A 14,671-nucleotide genomic window follows, 5' to 3' on the forward strand; every position below is an offset into this window, starting at 1 on the left:
AATGCCTTTATAATCTTAATTTTATCTTGGAGTGGAAAGGCCCTTTTTGACATAATAAAAACTCCCCATTAAGTAAACAGATTTTATTTTTAATCTGTCTACCTAAAGGGGAGCATATCAGTATCCTCGTTCTTTTTTCATCTGGGGAGAACTTTATAAATCTTACTTAAAACGAGTCCGGTACTTCATCTAAACAAATCTTTTTCACTTCATAACTTTTGGACACTTTAAAAGACAATCACCCTATCAAATCAGACTGCTAGCAGTCTCTATCAAGTCTATATCAAAAGCTATCAAACTGCGTAGTTTCCTGTCAAAATGCCTGAAATACTCTCATTAATCAGCTTCCCAACTTGTCGGATCATCGTTTTTCCTGTCTCATTATCCTCCAGGCCATCAATCAAGACTGCGGCAAAAGCTCTTTTATCACCATAAGTAATAACAGCACAATCATGCTCTATTCCAGTCAATTCACCAGTTTTGTTTCCAATTTTCAATAGATTTTGATTCATATAAGCAGGCAGTTTTCCCTTGAATTGCTGGTTAAGCAGCAAAGCACCGAATTGTTTCCTTGATTGTTTTTTCAACAATTTACCTTCCTCGGCTTCTTTCAAGCAAAGAACAATATCCGCAGAAGTAGTGAGATTATCGTTACCGGCTTGAGCGGCTTCGAAATCTAGCATTCTTCGTTTCAGAACCGTGTTTTTCATCCCGATTTTTGAGATTGTCGTATTGATAGTCTCCATTCCAAGCAGATCGATCAACAAATTAGTTGCCGAATTATCAGAAACGATGATCATAAGAGCCAACAGGTCGTGAACGGTTATCTGTTTCGTATCCATTGCCTGCAGAACCCCTGTATCTCCCACTTTGTCTTCTTGACTGACCGTCACCAGCATGTCTGCTTGAAGGAATCCTTCCTCTACCTGCCTAAATGCCTCAAATAAGATTGGCAGTTTAATGAGGCTGGCTGACTGGTAAACCTCGTTGCTGTTAAACTCTATGACCCTGCCTTCAATTTCCAAATACAAACTCGCCCGGCCTTTCCACCGGGCGAGTTCAATTGCCAGTTGATCCTGTAATTTGTCTATATGCATTATATCAAAACCCTTATCTGATATTTACTAGCAATTCCTTATTTCCATTATTGGGTGCATCTTCATTGTATAGATGGCAGGCGACAAAATGGTCTTTATCGATTTCCTGCCACACTGGCTTTTTCTCCGCGCAGATTTCCATTGCATGTTTGCACCTTGTCCTGAAAACACATCCGCTTGGCGGATTCATCGGGCTAGGCAGCTCACCTTCAAGAATGATGCGCTCTCTCTTGTCTTCGACATCCGGGTCGGGAATTGGGATGGCTGATAATAATGCCTGTGTATATGGGTGAAGCGGTTTATTATACAGCTGGCTGCTCGCGGTCAGCTCGACGATGTGTCCTAGATACATGACGCCGATCCTGTTGCTTATTTGTTTCACCATAGAAAGGTCATGGGCGATGAATAAATATGTCAGCCCTTTTTCCTCCTGCAAACGTTTCAGCAGGTTCACCACCTGCGCCTGCACTGATACATCCAGGGCGGAAATCGGCTCATCGGCAATGATGAAATCCGGGTCGAGCGCTAGTGCTCTTGCGATTCCTATTCTTTGACGCTGGCCGCCGCTGAACTCGTGAGGATAACGGTTGGCATGATCCCGATTAAGGCCTACATCCTCGAGTAATTGATAGATGCGTTCAAGGCGTTCCTTCTTCTTTGGAAACAATCCATGGACTTCCATTGGTTCAGCAATGATCTCTTTGACTGTCGATCGCGGGTTCAACGATGCGTAAGGATCCTGAAAGATCATTTGCATTTGCTTATGAAACTGGAATTTCTCTTTTTCAGATAAAGAATGGACATTCTTGCCGTTGAAGATGACTTCTCCGTCTGTAGAATCATACAGACCGATCATGGTCCGTCCTGCAGTGGATTTGCCACAGCCGGATTCTCCGACAAGCCCGAATGTTTCTCCCCTATAAATATCAAATGAAATACCATCCACAGCTTTCAATACTTCATTTTTCCCCATATTGAAATGCTTTTTCAAATCTCTGACACTTAATAGAACTTCATTTTTCATGATTATTCCTCCGTATTCATCCAGTAGCGTCTAGCTGCACAGAGTTCTTTTTCGTAGATTGTTCCTTCTAGCAGAATAATTTCAATGTTCTTCCCTGTATTTGGAGAATGAAGAAGTTTCCCATCTCCATAATAGATGCCTACATGATGGATTTGTCCTTTTCCTTCTTCATAAGCGAAGAAAAGCAAATCGCCTGGCAGCATATCCTTTATTTCGATATTCTTGCCGGCCTTTGCTTGTTCATGCGCATCCCTTGGGATAATGTAGCCATTGGCCCGGCACATATTGTAGCTGAATCCTGAGCAATCATATCCGTAACTGCTCATGCCACCCCACAGGTACGGGAGCCCGAGGAATTGTTCGCCAGCTGCAACGATTGCATCGCCATTTTTTTGCGGAATGTCTTTTTCAGCTGAATGGATTTCAACATCCTCAGCCCGCAAAATCCCGATGCCTGTCGGTGTCTTGACACGGATACGATCGACAATATCCTCAACGACAGGCAGCATTGTCTGATAGCTTAATTCCATCAATTTTTCATTTTTTTCCGAGTAAAGCAAGGCTTTCTTGGAAGTAACGACAGCGACTTGACCCTTCTTAATGTACCAATCAGACTGAGGAATCAGCTGAGCTTTTGGTAACCAGCCCGGATAGCCTCTGTTGTCTTTGCCTGAAGGCTGGTCCGGAATCACGACATGGGCCCAATCATCCCTTTCATCAATAATGAGAACCTCCTGGCCAAATAAAACCTGTGACTGGACCAGATTGTCATCACATAATTGAAGTCTCGGTTCATACGTAAGCTTTTTAAGCCATTCTTCCAGTTTAAGAGTAACGGATACTGCCTCTTTATCGATTTCCCTAGCAGAATCATATGAAGTCCATAGAGTCGCAACCGGGACATTGACAAGCCAAAAGTTATTGCTTTTCATTGATCATTCCTCCTTCAATAAGGACTTTTTCAATCCCGAGACCTGTTCGTTCCGGAAGTGTTATCGTTCGGCCATTGTACTTTATCCCGCCTGAAATCGATTCTTTTGCAAGCATTAATGGTGCATCAAAATCAAATCGGGTGATGTTTTTCTTGCTGGCGGCAAAATGGGCAGCTGCAGTTATTCCCAGTTCGGTTTCGATCATGCTGCCAACCATGCATTCGATCCCGGCTGTTTCAGCCATTTGATTGATGATTTGAGCCTGATAAATTCCGCCAGATTTCATTAACTTTATATTAATCAGGTCTGCACTTCTCCTTCTGATCACTTCAAATGCCTGCTTTGGTGAAAAGACACTTTCGTCGGCCATGATCAATGTATCAACTGAATCGGTGACCTGTTTAAGGCCGTCGAGATCATCCGCTTTCACCGGCTGTTCCACCAGTTCGATGTCCAGGCCTGCATCCTCGATGCTTCGGATCGCCCTGACCGCATCCTTTGGCTTCCAGCCCTGGTTCGCATCCAGACGGATTTTGATGTCTTTGCCGACTTTGTTTCGGATTTCCTTGATTCTCGAAATATCGGTTGATATCTCACCAATACCGACTTTAACCTTAAGGACATTGAATCCATCCTTCACGTATTGAACGGCATCCTCACCCATCTCTTCGGGACTGTTCACACTGACAGTAAAATCCGTCTCTAATTCGTTCCGGAAGCCGCCAAGGAGTTGATAGAGCGGAAGTCCGCAATGTTGGGCTATACAATCGTACAGCGCCATATCTACAGCTGCCTTCGCACTCGTGTTATTGACAAGGATCGCCTTTAACCCCTGAAAGATAGCTTCATAGCCAAGAAGATTCTTATTCAATAAGAATGGACGGATCACTTCATTGATTGCCGCTTCAATGCCAGCAAGGCTGTCTCCAGTAATCACAAGGGTCGGAGGTGCCTCACCCCAGCCAATGACTCCGTTATCACAGGTGATTTTAACATAAATCGCTTCAGCTACAGTAACTGTACGAAGGGCCGTCTTGAACGGCTTGTTCAGGGGGACAGCGGTACGGAATGTCTCAATCTTTTCTATAATCATTGCCTTGTCTCCTTTGTTCCTATTTAATTCCGCTCTCAACATATAAATTTTTGGTTTTGGTATCCATTTTAGCAGCAACTCCAAACGGAACTCCGATATGCGGCGAACAATGGCCCATTTTGAATCCCTTTAGTGCAGGTCTGCCCGCGAGTTTTACATAGTGTCCGATTACTTCCTCCAAGGATAAAGACAAATCCCTTTCCGGCACACAATTATTGAAGTCACCCATAAGAATTCCTGATGCCTCCTGGAGTTTCCCTGCCATATACAACTGATTTAACATCCGGTCAACAGCCCGGGGTTCCTCATTTATGTCTTCAATCAACAGTATCTTGCCTTTTGTATCAATTTCAAATGGTGTCCCCATTGAACTTGAAAGGAGTGACAGATTGCCTCCGACTAATGGGCCTTCGGCAGAACCGCCGACCAGCTCTTCAATATGCGAAAGGTCTGGATCATATTTCAAGTCAGTCGGCTGGAACAATTGCCTGAAAGTCTCTTTGGATAATGGATGAGCTCCTTCTTTGCCAATATCCGAGGCAAGCATCGGACCATGGAATGTGATAAGTCCGGTTTGCTGCCTGATGGCTGTATGTAAAAATGTGATATCACTGTAACCCCAGAAGACCTTTGGATTTTTTTTGATTACGTCATAATCTATTGATGCAGCAATTCGTGCCGTGCCATATCCGCCACCTGCACAAATAATGGCTTTAATCCCGTCATCAAGGAACATTTCATGTAAATCCTCGACTCGCGCATCATCTTCACCTGCAAGATAACCGTATTCCTCGTATAATGACTTACCTAATTTATAATTCAAACCCAGCTCGGTAAGAAAAGCCAGTCCACGCTTCAAATTTTCTTTATTGGGCGGACTTGCCGGTGCGATGACAGCAACCGTATCACCTTTTTTTAAACGTTCGGGCTTAATTGCCATGTCGATCAACTCCCTTTGATCATTGAATTATTTTGGATCTGTTCATAAAATATATGTTTCCATGAATATGGTAAAAACACTCTCTGTTTTAGGAAAAACAAAGATTCATATGTTATAGGATATTAATTAATGAGTATGTACTAGTAAAAAAAAGAGGTGTTCCAAGACGAACACCCCTTTCTTAGAATCATTACTTCTTATCGGCCCACTTCAATTCCAGGTATCCTACTGGGTGGCGCACAACATCTGTTACAGCGTCATTTTGAAGATATACCTGATTGTAGAAGTGAACAGTGAAGAATGGTGTTTCTTCAAAAAGAATCTTTTCAGCTTCGTACATTAATTCAAAACGTTTCGTTTCATCAGATTCATTCTTCGCCTTTTGAATCAGTTCATCATACTTCGGATTTCCCCAGCCTGTACGGTTCATGGAGTGGCCAGTCTGGAAGTTTTCCAGGAAGTTGATCGGATCTGCGTAGTCAGCAAGGAATGAGCTTCTTGAAAGCTGATGCTTCAATGCCTTCTGTTCTTCTGCGAATACATTCCATTCCATGTTCGCAAGCTTGACTTCTACGCCAAGGTTTTCTTTGAACATCTGCTGCAATGCTTCAGCAATTTTCTTATGCACATCACTTGTGCTGTAAGTCATGGTAACTTCCGGAAGTTCGGTATATCCTTCTTCCTCCATCCCCTTCTTTAACAGAGCTTTTGCTTCTTCTACATCCGTTTTATTGAAATCTCCATTTACTTCTCGGAAGTCCTTGCCTGATGGATCCTGGAAACCTGGAGATACAAATCCATAAGCAGCTTCTTCTTTGTTCTTTGTTACAAAGTCAACGATCTTTTGCTGGTCAACAGCAAGTGCAAACGCTTTACGGATATTCACGTTTTGGAAAGGCTCTTTCGTGACATTGAAACGGTAGAAATAGTCACCAGCCTGGTCATCAACTTTTACTTTTCCTTCTTTGAACAATTTTTCACTTAATTCAGCTGGTACATCAGAGACATCCAGGTCTCCAGCTTGATACATCTGGTACTCAGTGTTTGTGTCATCTACGATTGCCCATTCAACGCGGTCAAGCTTGACATTTCCTGCATCCCAGTATTGGTCATTCTTTTCCATGACGAATTTTGTGTCATGTTCCCAGCTTGCAAGATTGAAAGGTCCATTGCCGACAAATGAATCGGCTTCAGCGAACCATTCAGGATTTTCCTTTGCCACTTTTTCATTGATCGGGAAGAAAGCCGGATTGGCAATCACACTTAGAAAGTATGCCTGCGGACTTGTCAAAGTGACTTCGAAGGTCTTCTCGTCTACAGCCTTGACTTTTACACCCTCTGCAGAACCCTTGCCACCGTTGAAGTCCTCTCCGCCTTCGATAAAATAACCAAGGAATGCAGCAGATGATCCAGTGTCAGGATTAAGCAGACGTTTCCAGGCAAAGACAAAATCATTTGCAGTTAGATCATCACCATTAGACCACTTGGCGTTTTCACGAATATGGAAGGTATATGTCTTGCCATCCTCAGATACATCCCATTTTTCAGCAGTCGCAGCTTCAGGCTGATGGTCTTTCCCAAGGCGTGTCAAGCCTTCCATCAGGTTGTTCAAAGCATTCCATGATGCAGAATCGAATCCGATTGGCGGGTCAAAAGATGTTGGCTCCTGGCCGTTATTCAGATAAAGTACCTTTTCCCCACCTTTTTCCCCACTGTCTTTTTCATCCTTCTCTTTGCCCGCGTTACTATTCGCGGTACATGCCGCCATTGTGAACACAAGCAATGCTGCCATTAACACCGTTAAAAACTTCTTCACTCTGTTTCCCCCTTAGGTTGATCGTTTTTATATCAAAAGGCAAAAGCCTGTTTGACCATTATTTGTTTGCGAGCAGCTTTTTGGCCCGCTCATCCTGAAGCCAGCAGTCTACACCATGGGTATCCGTAAGACTTGTCTGTTCGGGATAAACCCTGTCACATACTGCCATTGCATATGGACATCTTGCTGTGAACGGGCATCCCACCGGCGGAGAAAACAAATCTGGCGGTGTGCCGCCAATTGGAATCAGTTCCCCTCCATCTGCATCCAGACGCGGGACAGAATTGAGTAACCCTTTTGTGTACGGATGCTGTGGATTATAGAAGATTTCTCTTCTGGTCCCTGTCTCGACGATTTTGCCGGCATACATGACAGCAATCCGGTCAGCCACTTGAGCAACGACACCAAGATCATGAGTAATGAGGATGATCGATACGCCTGTCTTTTTCTGAATATCCCGGAAGAGTTCCAGAATCTGCGCCTGGATGGTCACATCAAGTGCTGTTGTAGGCTCGTCCGCAATTAAAACCTCAGGCTGGCATACTAGAGCCATCGCAATAACGATCCTTTGTCTCATGCCTCCGCTGAACTGATGCGGATATTGTTTAAGCCGAACCTCAGGACTGGGGATCCCGACAAGGGAAAGCATATCAACCGATACTTTTTTTGCCTGTTCCCTAGTCAGCTTCATGTGCTCCAGGATTCCTTCAGTAAGCTGGTCTCCGATTGTCAGTGTAGGATTCAGTGCCGTCATCGGATCCTGAAAGATCATCGAAATATCCGAACCGCGGATTTTTCGCATTTCTTGATCCTTTAATTTTGTCAGGTCTTTCCCTTTGTAAAGAATCGAGCCTCCGTCAAACTTCCCTGGCGGTTCGGGGATCAGCCTCATGATGCTTTGTGAAGTCACACTTTTGCCGCAACCGGATTCTCCAACGATAGCCAGGGTTTCTCCCTTATGTAAATCAAAAGTGACACCGCGGACGGCTTTTACCTCGCCGCCATATGTCTTGAATGAAACATGAAGGTCATTTACTTCAAGTACTTTTTCCATGGTGCTTACCTCCTTAGCTTCGGATCAAGCGCATCCTGAAGCCCATCGCCTAACACATTAAATGAGAACATCGTCAAAGAGATGAAGAAAGCCGGGAAAAACAGCCTCCACCAATCACCCGATAAGATCACCGGCAAAGCATCACTCGCCATTGAACCCCAGCTCGCAAGCGGTGCCTGGATTCCAAGTCCAAGGAAGCTAAGGAATGCTTCGGCAAAAATTGCGGAAGGTACAGAGAGGGTGATTTGTACGATGATCGGTCCCATGGTATTGGGAAGAAGGTTTTTGCGGATGATCCGCCCTGCCTTTGTACCGAATGTCTTAGACGCCAAAACGTATTCATAATTCTTGATCTGCAGGACCTGTCCGCGGACAATCCTCGCCATTCCGATCCACCCTGTTATCGTCAGTGCAAATATGATCGTTGCCAGGCTTGGTCCCATCACGACGCTGATCAGGATCACCACGAGCAAATATGGAAGTCCATAAAGGACCTCAATGACCCTCATCATGTAATGGTCGGTCCTGCCGCCCTTATAGCCAGCAATACCGCCATAGATGACGCCAATGATAAAATCGATCAATGCCGCTGCAATCCCGACGAATAAGGATATCCGTGCTCCGTACCACGTACGCGTGAAAACATCGCGCCCCAGTTCATCCGTTCCAAACCAATGTTCACTCGATGGCGGGAGGTTCTGGTTGATTAAATCCTGATGGTCGACTGTATGTGGTGACATGAGTGGCCCAAAAATAGCCATGAATGTCAAACATGATAAGAAAAATAATCCCATCATTGCCAGTTTATTTTTCAGGAGGCGTCTCCAGGCATCCTGCCAATACGAAAGGCTTGGCCGGACAACAGCTTCTGCTTCTGAGTCACTCTTTTCTATAGGAACAAACCAGTCATCGGGGATCGCCGAATTCGCCTGATTTTCCTGATGTTTTCGCAGAGCCATCATTTCCCCTCCTTTTTATGAAGTTTGATTCTTGGGTCGAGTACTCCGTACGCCAGGTCAACGAGGAAAAGCATCAGAATCAACACTGTACTGTAAAAAATCGTCGTTCCCATAATGACAGGATAATCACGCTGATTGATGCTCTCGACAAAGTACTTGCCCATGCCCGGAATCGCAAAGATTTTTTCGATTACGAATGTTCCTGTCAAAATGCTTGCAGCCAGGGATCCCAGAATCGTCACTACCGGAAGCAAAGCATTCTTCAACGCGTGCTTGAACACGATTTTCACAGGGGAAAGCCCTTTTGCTTTCGCGGTCCTGATATAATCCTGCGTCAATACCTCAAGCATGCTCGCCCTCGTTAAACGGGCGATGATGGCCATTGGGCCAGTCGCAAGTGCCAAGGTAGGCAGGATCATATGCTTCGGGCTGGTCCATGTGGCGACGGGCAAGATCTGCCAGGTCACCGCAAGCTGCTGGATCAAAAGCGTGGCCATGACAAAGTTAGGAACCGAAATCCCAAACACCGCAATGGTCATTGCAAGGTAATCGATAATGCCGTTATGCCGCAGGGCTGCAATGATTCCCAACAGTATTCCTGAGAAGATGGCCACAATGAGGGTGATCATTCCCAATTCAAATGAAACCGGAAAACCTCTGCCAAGCATTTCGTTCACGGTTTGTGAAGATTTTTTAATGGATGGTCCGAAATCGAAAGTCACAACCGATTTTAAATACAAGAAATATTGGACATAAAGCGGTTCATCCAGATGGTAAAAACTTTCAAGGTTTTTTTGTACTGCCTCGCTAGTCGCCCGCTCTTCGTTAAAAGGTGAACCAGGAATGGAGTGCATCAAGAAAAATGTCAATGTAATGATGACCAATAAAGTCAACGCCATTGAGCCCAGCCGTTTGATTATGTATTGCAGCATTAACTCACTTCCTTATCATGTCTTCAAATCAGCAGATGTCCTTGACGGTCTATTTGAAAGCTCAACCATCAGGCATAGCGGAAACACTGCTTACGAAAAAGTTGTTCTCATAGCCAATTCTGTCATCACAAGCATAGCTTGATAGGCTTCTAGAATATCCTTTGCCTGGAAACGGACGATGGTCGTGCCCTCTTCAATCTCTGTTCCCGGCATCAGATTAGCCCACTCTGCCTGTCCATAGTTAGCGAATTCGATTCGCAAGACAGGATGATCCGGCGGGGTAAGCGGTTTCACTTTATCGATATTTTTGATAGCCTGTTCAGTCTTCTCGGCAAGAAGCTCCCCGGCTTTAACTGGTGTTAACGATTTTGCGGCAGATCTTGAAATCGATTCCTTGACGACAGCAGTGGTGATATTCGGAATCAAGGCTTCTGCTTCCCTTGCTGCTCCATCATCGCCAGCCACCATGATCACCGGAACTCCAAAATGACCTGCTACGTACGCATTGAATCCTAGTTCCCCAATTTGAACATCATTGATCCACATATGGCGGACTCCGAAGATCATCGAATGTGACATCACGCCGCTCATCGAAGCTCTGGCATGATAGCCAACAAATACGGCTCCTTTAAAACTGTCGTCAAGACCCTGTACCATCGAGAACGGCTTCACATCACCAGTAATCAACTGGGTTTCAGGGTGAAGATACTCAATCAACAGATTATTCATTTTTGAATGGCTGTCATTGACGATTACTTCCTTGCAACCGGTTTCAAAAGCCTTTGTGATCACATAGTTCGCTTCCTGTGTCATGATCTTCCGGCCGCGTTCGTAATTATGTTTAGATGAATCCACATGGGTATGATCAACCAATCCGGTGATTCCTTCCATGTCCACAGATATGTACAATTTCATTTTCAACCAACTTTCTATGAATAAATAATTATCTTAAAATTATAAATAATAAATCTATCAACCGCAACCTTTTCTCCTATAAATTTCTGTAATTACAAAGAAATAGTAGTTTTGTCACTTCGAGTAAGGACACGCAAAAAACTATTTTTCAATAATAATTTTGGGGCTTCCGATTAGGGAATAAAGATACAAATTGAATAATCGATTAGTATTTTATAAAGCTTTGTGTTCCGAAACAGTTTTTTCAAAATAATGGTATGAAGAAAGAAAAAGGAGCGCCAGAAATTGGCACTCCTACCCTCTAATATTTTCTTGTTCCATCAGTTCAAGGAAATGAGTCAGCACCCGTGCTGTCAATCCCCAGATCACCTTGCCATTCGTCCGATAAAAATATTCATTCATTGACCTGGTCTGCCAGTTGTAATTCTCTCCGCCAATTATCAAATCAAATGGAAAGCCATCCTCAGGTTCGACCTGGAAATTGATCTTATAAGTAGCTGGCTGATTCTTTGTAAAAAAGGCCAGAGGAACAGTGAAAACCTCACCTACTTCAGCTTCATTCGGCTTGATTGCTCCCGGGTTTTTTATCGTTCCCACAAAGGGATAAATGATTGTACCAAAAGCGGACACCATAAAATCCAATGGAATCATGTCCGTAATCTCGCTTTCTTTGATGCCAAGCTCCTCCGAAGTTTCCCTGGCAGCAGCTTTTCCAGGATCCTCCCCCTTTTCAATCCTGCCGCCGGGAAAACAAATCTCACCAGGCTGCCTTCTAAGTGTAAGTGCCCGTACTTCAAACAGGATATGGACCTCATTATTGACCTCCACCAAAGGCAGTAGCACAGCGAATTTCATAAATTGTTCATGTCCCAATATTGAGGGTGTACGCCCCAATAAAACTTCTGATATTTGTTGAATTTTCATTATTGGACATCCACTCTCCCCGAATAAGTATGTACTTTCATTGTATTATGAAAAACCAATGAAAATAAAGGAAACGCTCTTGTTATTTTGCTGAGATGGTGGAAAAATCACGATCCATTAAGTCATATCGGCGACGGCGGCTCCGAAAGCTTCATTGGGGACACGATTTTCCATATAATGGTGAAACATGTCGCCAATAAGCTCCATTGGTGCAACGAATCTCCACATACTGGAAAAATGTGCAACCAATAACCCACATTGGTGATACGAATCCCCACATACTGGTAAATCACGCAACCAATAAGCTCCTTTGGTGACTTGATTCTCCACATACTGGTAAATCATACAACCAATAAGACCCATTGGTAACACGAATCTCCACATACTGGAAAAGAGTGCAACCAATAAGCCCCATTGGTAATACAAATATCCACATACTGGAAAAGAGTGCAACCAATAAGCCCCATTGGTGATACAAATCTCCACATACTGGTAAAACGTGCAACCAATAAGACCCCTTGGTGATACGAATCTCCACCTACTGGTAAAACACGTAACCAATAAGCCCCATTGGTGTCATGAATCTCCACATACTGGTAAAACACGTAACCAATAAGCCCCATTGGTGTCATGAATCTCCACATACTGGTAAAACACGTAACCAACAACCCTCATTGGTAATCTATATCTCCACATATTAGAAAAACACGTCACCAATAACCCCCATTGGTGACCTAAAACTCCTCATATTAGAAATCAGGGCTCCAATAAACCAAATCCCCCACATCCACATACAAATTAAAAGACAGCGGCATTTTGCCGCTGTCCCTCAAGTCTATGGTCTGCCTGTTGCCCGTCCCTTGATTGCCTTGTAAGCAATCAAGATGATTCCAATTACGAGGAGAATGTGAATGATTCCTCCGGCGACCTTGAAAATCAGTCCCAGCACCCAGAGTACAAGTAAAATTCCTGCTAATGTCCATAACATTGGCTAACATCTCCTTTCCTCTTGTTGTCTTGGTTAAAGTTTACCCCACTGCTATTTTTATTAAACAAGTTGCTCTCCAACTGGAGGGGAAGCAAATATTTGATAACTTTGATGTCGTTGTGTAACACTTAAAATATCCCTTTCAAGACAGGAGCAGTTCATATGAATCAATACAAAATCTTATTTTTGGATATAGATGGCACTATTTTAAGACCTGATGATACAATCGAGGATTCCACCAGGACGGCCATCAAGGAAATGAAGACGCAGAATATTGAAGTCGTATTGGCTACCGGACGCCCGCTCCATGAGATAGAGGATCTTGCCGAGGAGCTTCAGATCACTTCTTTTATCGGTTATAACGGGGCACTCGGAATCTATGAAGACGAAACCATTTTTGCTGAATCAATGAAACCTAAGGATGTAAAGTACATCCTTGACGTTGCCAAAGCTAATGGCCATGAGGTTGTCTGCTATACAAATTCAAAAAATTACTTTACCAGCCTGGAACCGGATGCGGTCCAAGCCTTTCAAAAGCAATTTCATTTGAGCCAGAATGAGATTTTTGCTGATGATGTCATCGAAGATATTCTTGGTATGACGATCATCACTTCCGGTGCTAAAGGTGACACCTTCTATCAGTTCAAGGATGGAATCCATTTATCGCAAGTAAACGTCGAAGGTATGCAGCATTGTTTCGATGTTATTCGTGATCATGTCAATAAAGGAGTTGGCGTGAGATTCCTCCTTGAAAAACTGGGTATTATACGTGAAGAATCGATTGCTTTTGGGGATGGAATGAATGATAAGGAAATGCTGGCCTATGCCGGAGAAGGCTTTGCGATGGGAAATGCACATCCTGACCTGTTTCAGCATGCTAAGCATGAAACCACATCAGTCACCAACTCGGGAATATATAATGGTTTAAAATCACTTGGGTTGATCGAATAAGACCAACAAAAAGGAACCTCAAATATCGAGGTTCCTTTTTGTTTACCTAATCGCCCTTTTCTTCGCGCTTGCTTTTGAGAATTGGTCTTCGGGCTGTTCAGCTTGCTTTTTGATCGCGTCTTTATAGCTCATCCAATAAATCAACGCAACAAACACCCCACCGCCTACTGCATTGCCTAAGTATACCGGGACAAAGTTGGTGAAGTATTCACCCCAGCTAAAATGTCCTGCGAAAATCGCTGCAGGGATGACGAACATGTTTGCCACAACGTGCTGGAATCCGATTGCGACGAAGCCCATGATAGGGAACCAGATTGCCAGAACTTTTCCGGTCATGTCAGATGCACCATACGATAGCCAAACTGCCAAACCAACAAGCCAGTTACAGCCAATCCCTGAAAAAAATGCTGCCCAAAAGCCATCGTCGAGTTTTGCCCCTGCTACAGCGACCGTTTTTTCAAGATAAGGACCGGTCTCGGTCAAACCAACGATATGGCCAAAAAAATAGGCTACAAACAGAGCACCTACAAAGTTACTTAAAGTAATCCAGAACCAATTTTTCAATAGCTTATTCACTGTTACTTTTTTCGCGAGACTGGCCATCGAAATGGCTGTCATATTCCCCGTAAGCAGTTCTCCTCCGGCAAGAAGGATCAAGATCAGTCCTAAAGGGAAAACCGAGGCACCCAGGAATGTTCCGAAGGTCCCCCATTCATGCGGCAAGTTCGCGATCACCCTGATGTCCAAAAGATAGCCGATGGCGATAAAAGCTCCACCAAGAAAACCTAGTGCAAGCATATTCTTCATGGGCATGGCAGCCTTGTATGTGCCAGAGTCAATAGTCACTTGTGCGATTTCCTGGGGTTTACGAAATGCCAATTTATTTTCCTCCTGTCCTTAGTTGCATTCATCTCTATGTGAATTGAACATTTCATTAATGGATTAATTCCCTTTTGGCCAGCAAAAAAACAGTGATATATAATTTTTTGACATTTTTCATAAACAAACATATCATATTGATATATCAAATTGATATATATTTAAAA

Annotated in this window: 14 protein-coding genes; 1 reads left to right on the forward strand and 13 read right to left on the reverse strand. The window is 43.8% G+C overall.

The window, feature by feature from the left end; all coding sequences use genetic code 11:
* Window positions 1-293: 293 nt before the first annotated feature.
* The 12 genes from ACNAZ4_RS17595 to ACNAZ4_RS17650 form a co-directional block, all read right to left on the reverse strand.
* The gene (locus ACNAZ4_RS17595) at window positions 294-1,097 is read right to left on the reverse strand and encodes a serine hydrolase (protein ID WP_415816499.1); all 804 of its coding nucleotides are present in this window, start codon (window positions 1,095-1,097) and stop codon (window positions 294-296) included.
* Window positions 1,098-1,110: 13 nt separating this feature from the next.
* Complete coding sequence (locus ACNAZ4_RS17600) at window positions 1,111-2,121, reverse strand: ABC transporter ATP-binding protein (RefSeq protein ID WP_415816501.1); 1,011 nt, start codon at window positions 2,119-2,121, stop codon at window positions 1,111-1,113.
* A 2-nt stretch (window positions 2,122-2,123) separates the two neighbouring features.
* Entirely contained in the window at window positions 2,124-3,053 is a 930-nt protein-coding gene (locus tag ACNAZ4_RS17605) for a C40 family peptidase (protein WP_415816503.1), read from the reverse strand.
* Window positions 3,040-4,146 (reverse strand): mandelate racemase/muconate lactonizing enzyme family protein, encoded by a 1,107-nt coding sequence (locus ACNAZ4_RS17610; protein WP_415816505.1) that lies wholly within the window; start codon window positions 4,144-4,146, stop codon window positions 3,040-3,042. Before ACNAZ4_RS17610 ends, ACNAZ4_RS17605 begins: the two co-directional genes overlap by 14 nt.
* Before the next feature lie 19 nt (window positions 4,147-4,165).
* A complete protein-coding gene (locus ACNAZ4_RS17615; RefSeq protein WP_415816507.1) occupies window positions 4,166-5,086 on the reverse strand; it encodes a S66 peptidase family protein in 921 nt (306 codons plus the stop codon).
* A gap of 190 nt (window positions 5,087-5,276) precedes the next feature.
* Complete coding sequence (locus ACNAZ4_RS17620) at window positions 5,277-6,878, reverse strand: peptide ABC transporter substrate-binding protein (protein WP_415816791.1); 1,602 nt, start codon at window positions 6,876-6,878, stop codon at window positions 5,277-5,279.
* 82 nt (window positions 6,879-6,960) lie between these two features.
* Window positions 6,961-7,956, reverse strand: coding sequence for an ABC transporter ATP-binding protein (locus ACNAZ4_RS17625; RefSeq protein WP_415816509.1), 996 nt, complete (start codon window positions 7,954-7,956; stop codon window positions 6,961-6,963).
* 5 nt (window positions 7,957-7,961) lie between these two features.
* Window positions 7,962-8,915, reverse strand: coding sequence for an ABC transporter permease (locus ACNAZ4_RS17630; protein WP_415816511.1), 954 nt, complete (start codon window positions 8,913-8,915; stop codon window positions 7,962-7,964).
* Window positions 8,915-9,847 carry an ABC transporter permease gene (locus ACNAZ4_RS17635; protein WP_415816513.1) on the reverse strand — a complete coding sequence of 311 codons (933 nt, stop codon included), beginning with the start codon at window positions 9,845-9,847 and terminating at the stop codon, window positions 8,915-8,917. The genes ACNAZ4_RS17630 and ACNAZ4_RS17635 overlap by 1 nt, the downstream gene beginning before the upstream one ends.
* A gap of 90 nt (window positions 9,848-9,937) precedes the next feature.
* Entirely contained in the window at window positions 9,938-10,762 is an 825-nt protein-coding gene (locus ACNAZ4_RS17640; RefSeq protein WP_415816515.1) for a M55 family metallopeptidase, read from the reverse strand.
* A gap of 294 nt (window positions 10,763-11,056) precedes the next feature.
* Window positions 11,057-11,686 carry an NUDIX hydrolase gene (locus tag ACNAZ4_RS17645; protein ID WP_415816517.1) on the reverse strand — a complete coding sequence of 210 codons (630 nt, stop codon included), beginning with the start codon at window positions 11,684-11,686 and terminating at the stop codon, window positions 11,057-11,059.
* Window positions 11,687-12,521: 835 nt separating this feature from the next.
* A complete protein-coding gene (locus ACNAZ4_RS17650; protein ID WP_415816519.1) occupies window positions 12,522-12,674 on the reverse strand; it encodes a lmo0937 family membrane protein in 153 nt (50 codons plus the stop codon).
* Between the two features lie 162 nt (window positions 12,675-12,836).
* On the opposite strand from ACNAZ4_RS17650, the gene ACNAZ4_RS17655 reads away from it, so the two are divergent.
* Window positions 12,837-13,625: an HAD family hydrolase gene (locus tag ACNAZ4_RS17655; RefSeq protein ID WP_415816520.1), complete on the forward strand. Its 789-nt coding sequence runs from the start codon at window positions 12,837-12,839 to the stop codon at window positions 13,623-13,625.
* A gap of 42 nt (window positions 13,626-13,667) precedes the next feature.
* On the opposite strand, the gene ACNAZ4_RS17660 is transcribed toward ACNAZ4_RS17655, so the two are convergent.
* Entirely contained in the window at window positions 13,668-14,504 is an 837-nt protein-coding gene (locus ACNAZ4_RS17660) for a formate/nitrite transporter family protein (RefSeq protein ID WP_415816521.1), read from the reverse strand.
* Window positions 14,505-14,671: the final 167 nt, after the last annotated feature.

Source organism: Mesobacillus thioparans (assembly GCF_965138835.1).
Classification (GTDB): domain Bacteria; phylum Bacillota; class Bacilli; order Bacillales; family Cytobacillaceae; genus Mesobacillus; species Mesobacillus thioparans.

What these genes read in the sequence shown, in the direction of transcription:
- ACNAZ4_RS17595 (WP_415816499.1), bottom strand. Translation starts at nt 1,097, where the DNA reads ATGCATATAGACAAATTACAGGATCAACTGGCAATTGAACTCGCCCGG.
- ACNAZ4_RS17600 (WP_415816501.1), bottom strand. Translation starts at nt 2,121, where the DNA reads ATGAAAAATGAAGTTCTATTAAGTGTCAGAGATTTGAAAAAGCATTTC.
- ACNAZ4_RS17605 (WP_415816503.1), bottom strand. Translation starts at nt 3,053, where the DNA reads ATGAAAAGCAATAACTTTTGGCTTGTCAATGTCCCGGTTGCGACTCTA.
- ACNAZ4_RS17610 (WP_415816505.1), bottom strand. Translation starts at nt 4,146, where the DNA reads ATGATTATAGAAAAGATTGAGACATTCCGTACCGCTGTCCCCCTGAAC.
- ACNAZ4_RS17615 (WP_415816507.1), bottom strand. Translation starts at nt 5,086, where the DNA reads ATGGCAATTAAGCCCGAACGTTTAAAAAAAGGTGATACGGTTGCTGTC.
- ACNAZ4_RS17620 (WP_415816791.1), bottom strand. Translation starts at nt 6,878, where the DNA reads ATGGCAGCATTGCTTGTGTTCACAATGGCGGCATGTACCGCGAATAGT.
- ACNAZ4_RS17625 (WP_415816509.1), bottom strand. Translation starts at nt 7,956, where the DNA reads ATGGAAAAAGTACTTGAAGTAAATGACCTTCATGTTTCATTCAAGACA.
- ACNAZ4_RS17630 (WP_415816511.1), bottom strand. Translation starts at nt 8,915, where the DNA reads ATGGCTCTGCGAAAACATCAGGAAAATCAGGCGAATTCGGCGATCCCC.
- ACNAZ4_RS17635 (WP_415816513.1), bottom strand. Translation starts at nt 9,847, where the DNA reads ATGCTGCAATACATAATCAAACGGCTGGGCTCAATGGCGTTGACTTTA.
- ACNAZ4_RS17640 (WP_415816515.1), bottom strand. Translation starts at nt 10,762, where the DNA reads ATGAAATTGTACATATCTGTGGACATGGAAGGAATCACCGGATTGGTT.
- ACNAZ4_RS17645 (WP_415816517.1), bottom strand. Translation starts at nt 11,686, where the DNA reads ATGAAAATTCAACAAATATCAGAAGTTTTATTGGGGCGTACACCCTCA.
- ACNAZ4_RS17650 (WP_415816519.1), bottom strand. Translation starts at nt 12,674, where the DNA reads ATGTTATGGACATTAGCAGGAATTTTACTTGTACTCTGGGTGCTGGGA.
- ACNAZ4_RS17655 (WP_415816520.1), top strand. Translation starts at nt 12,837, where the DNA reads ATGAATCAATACAAAATCTTATTTTTGGATATAGATGGCACTATTTTA.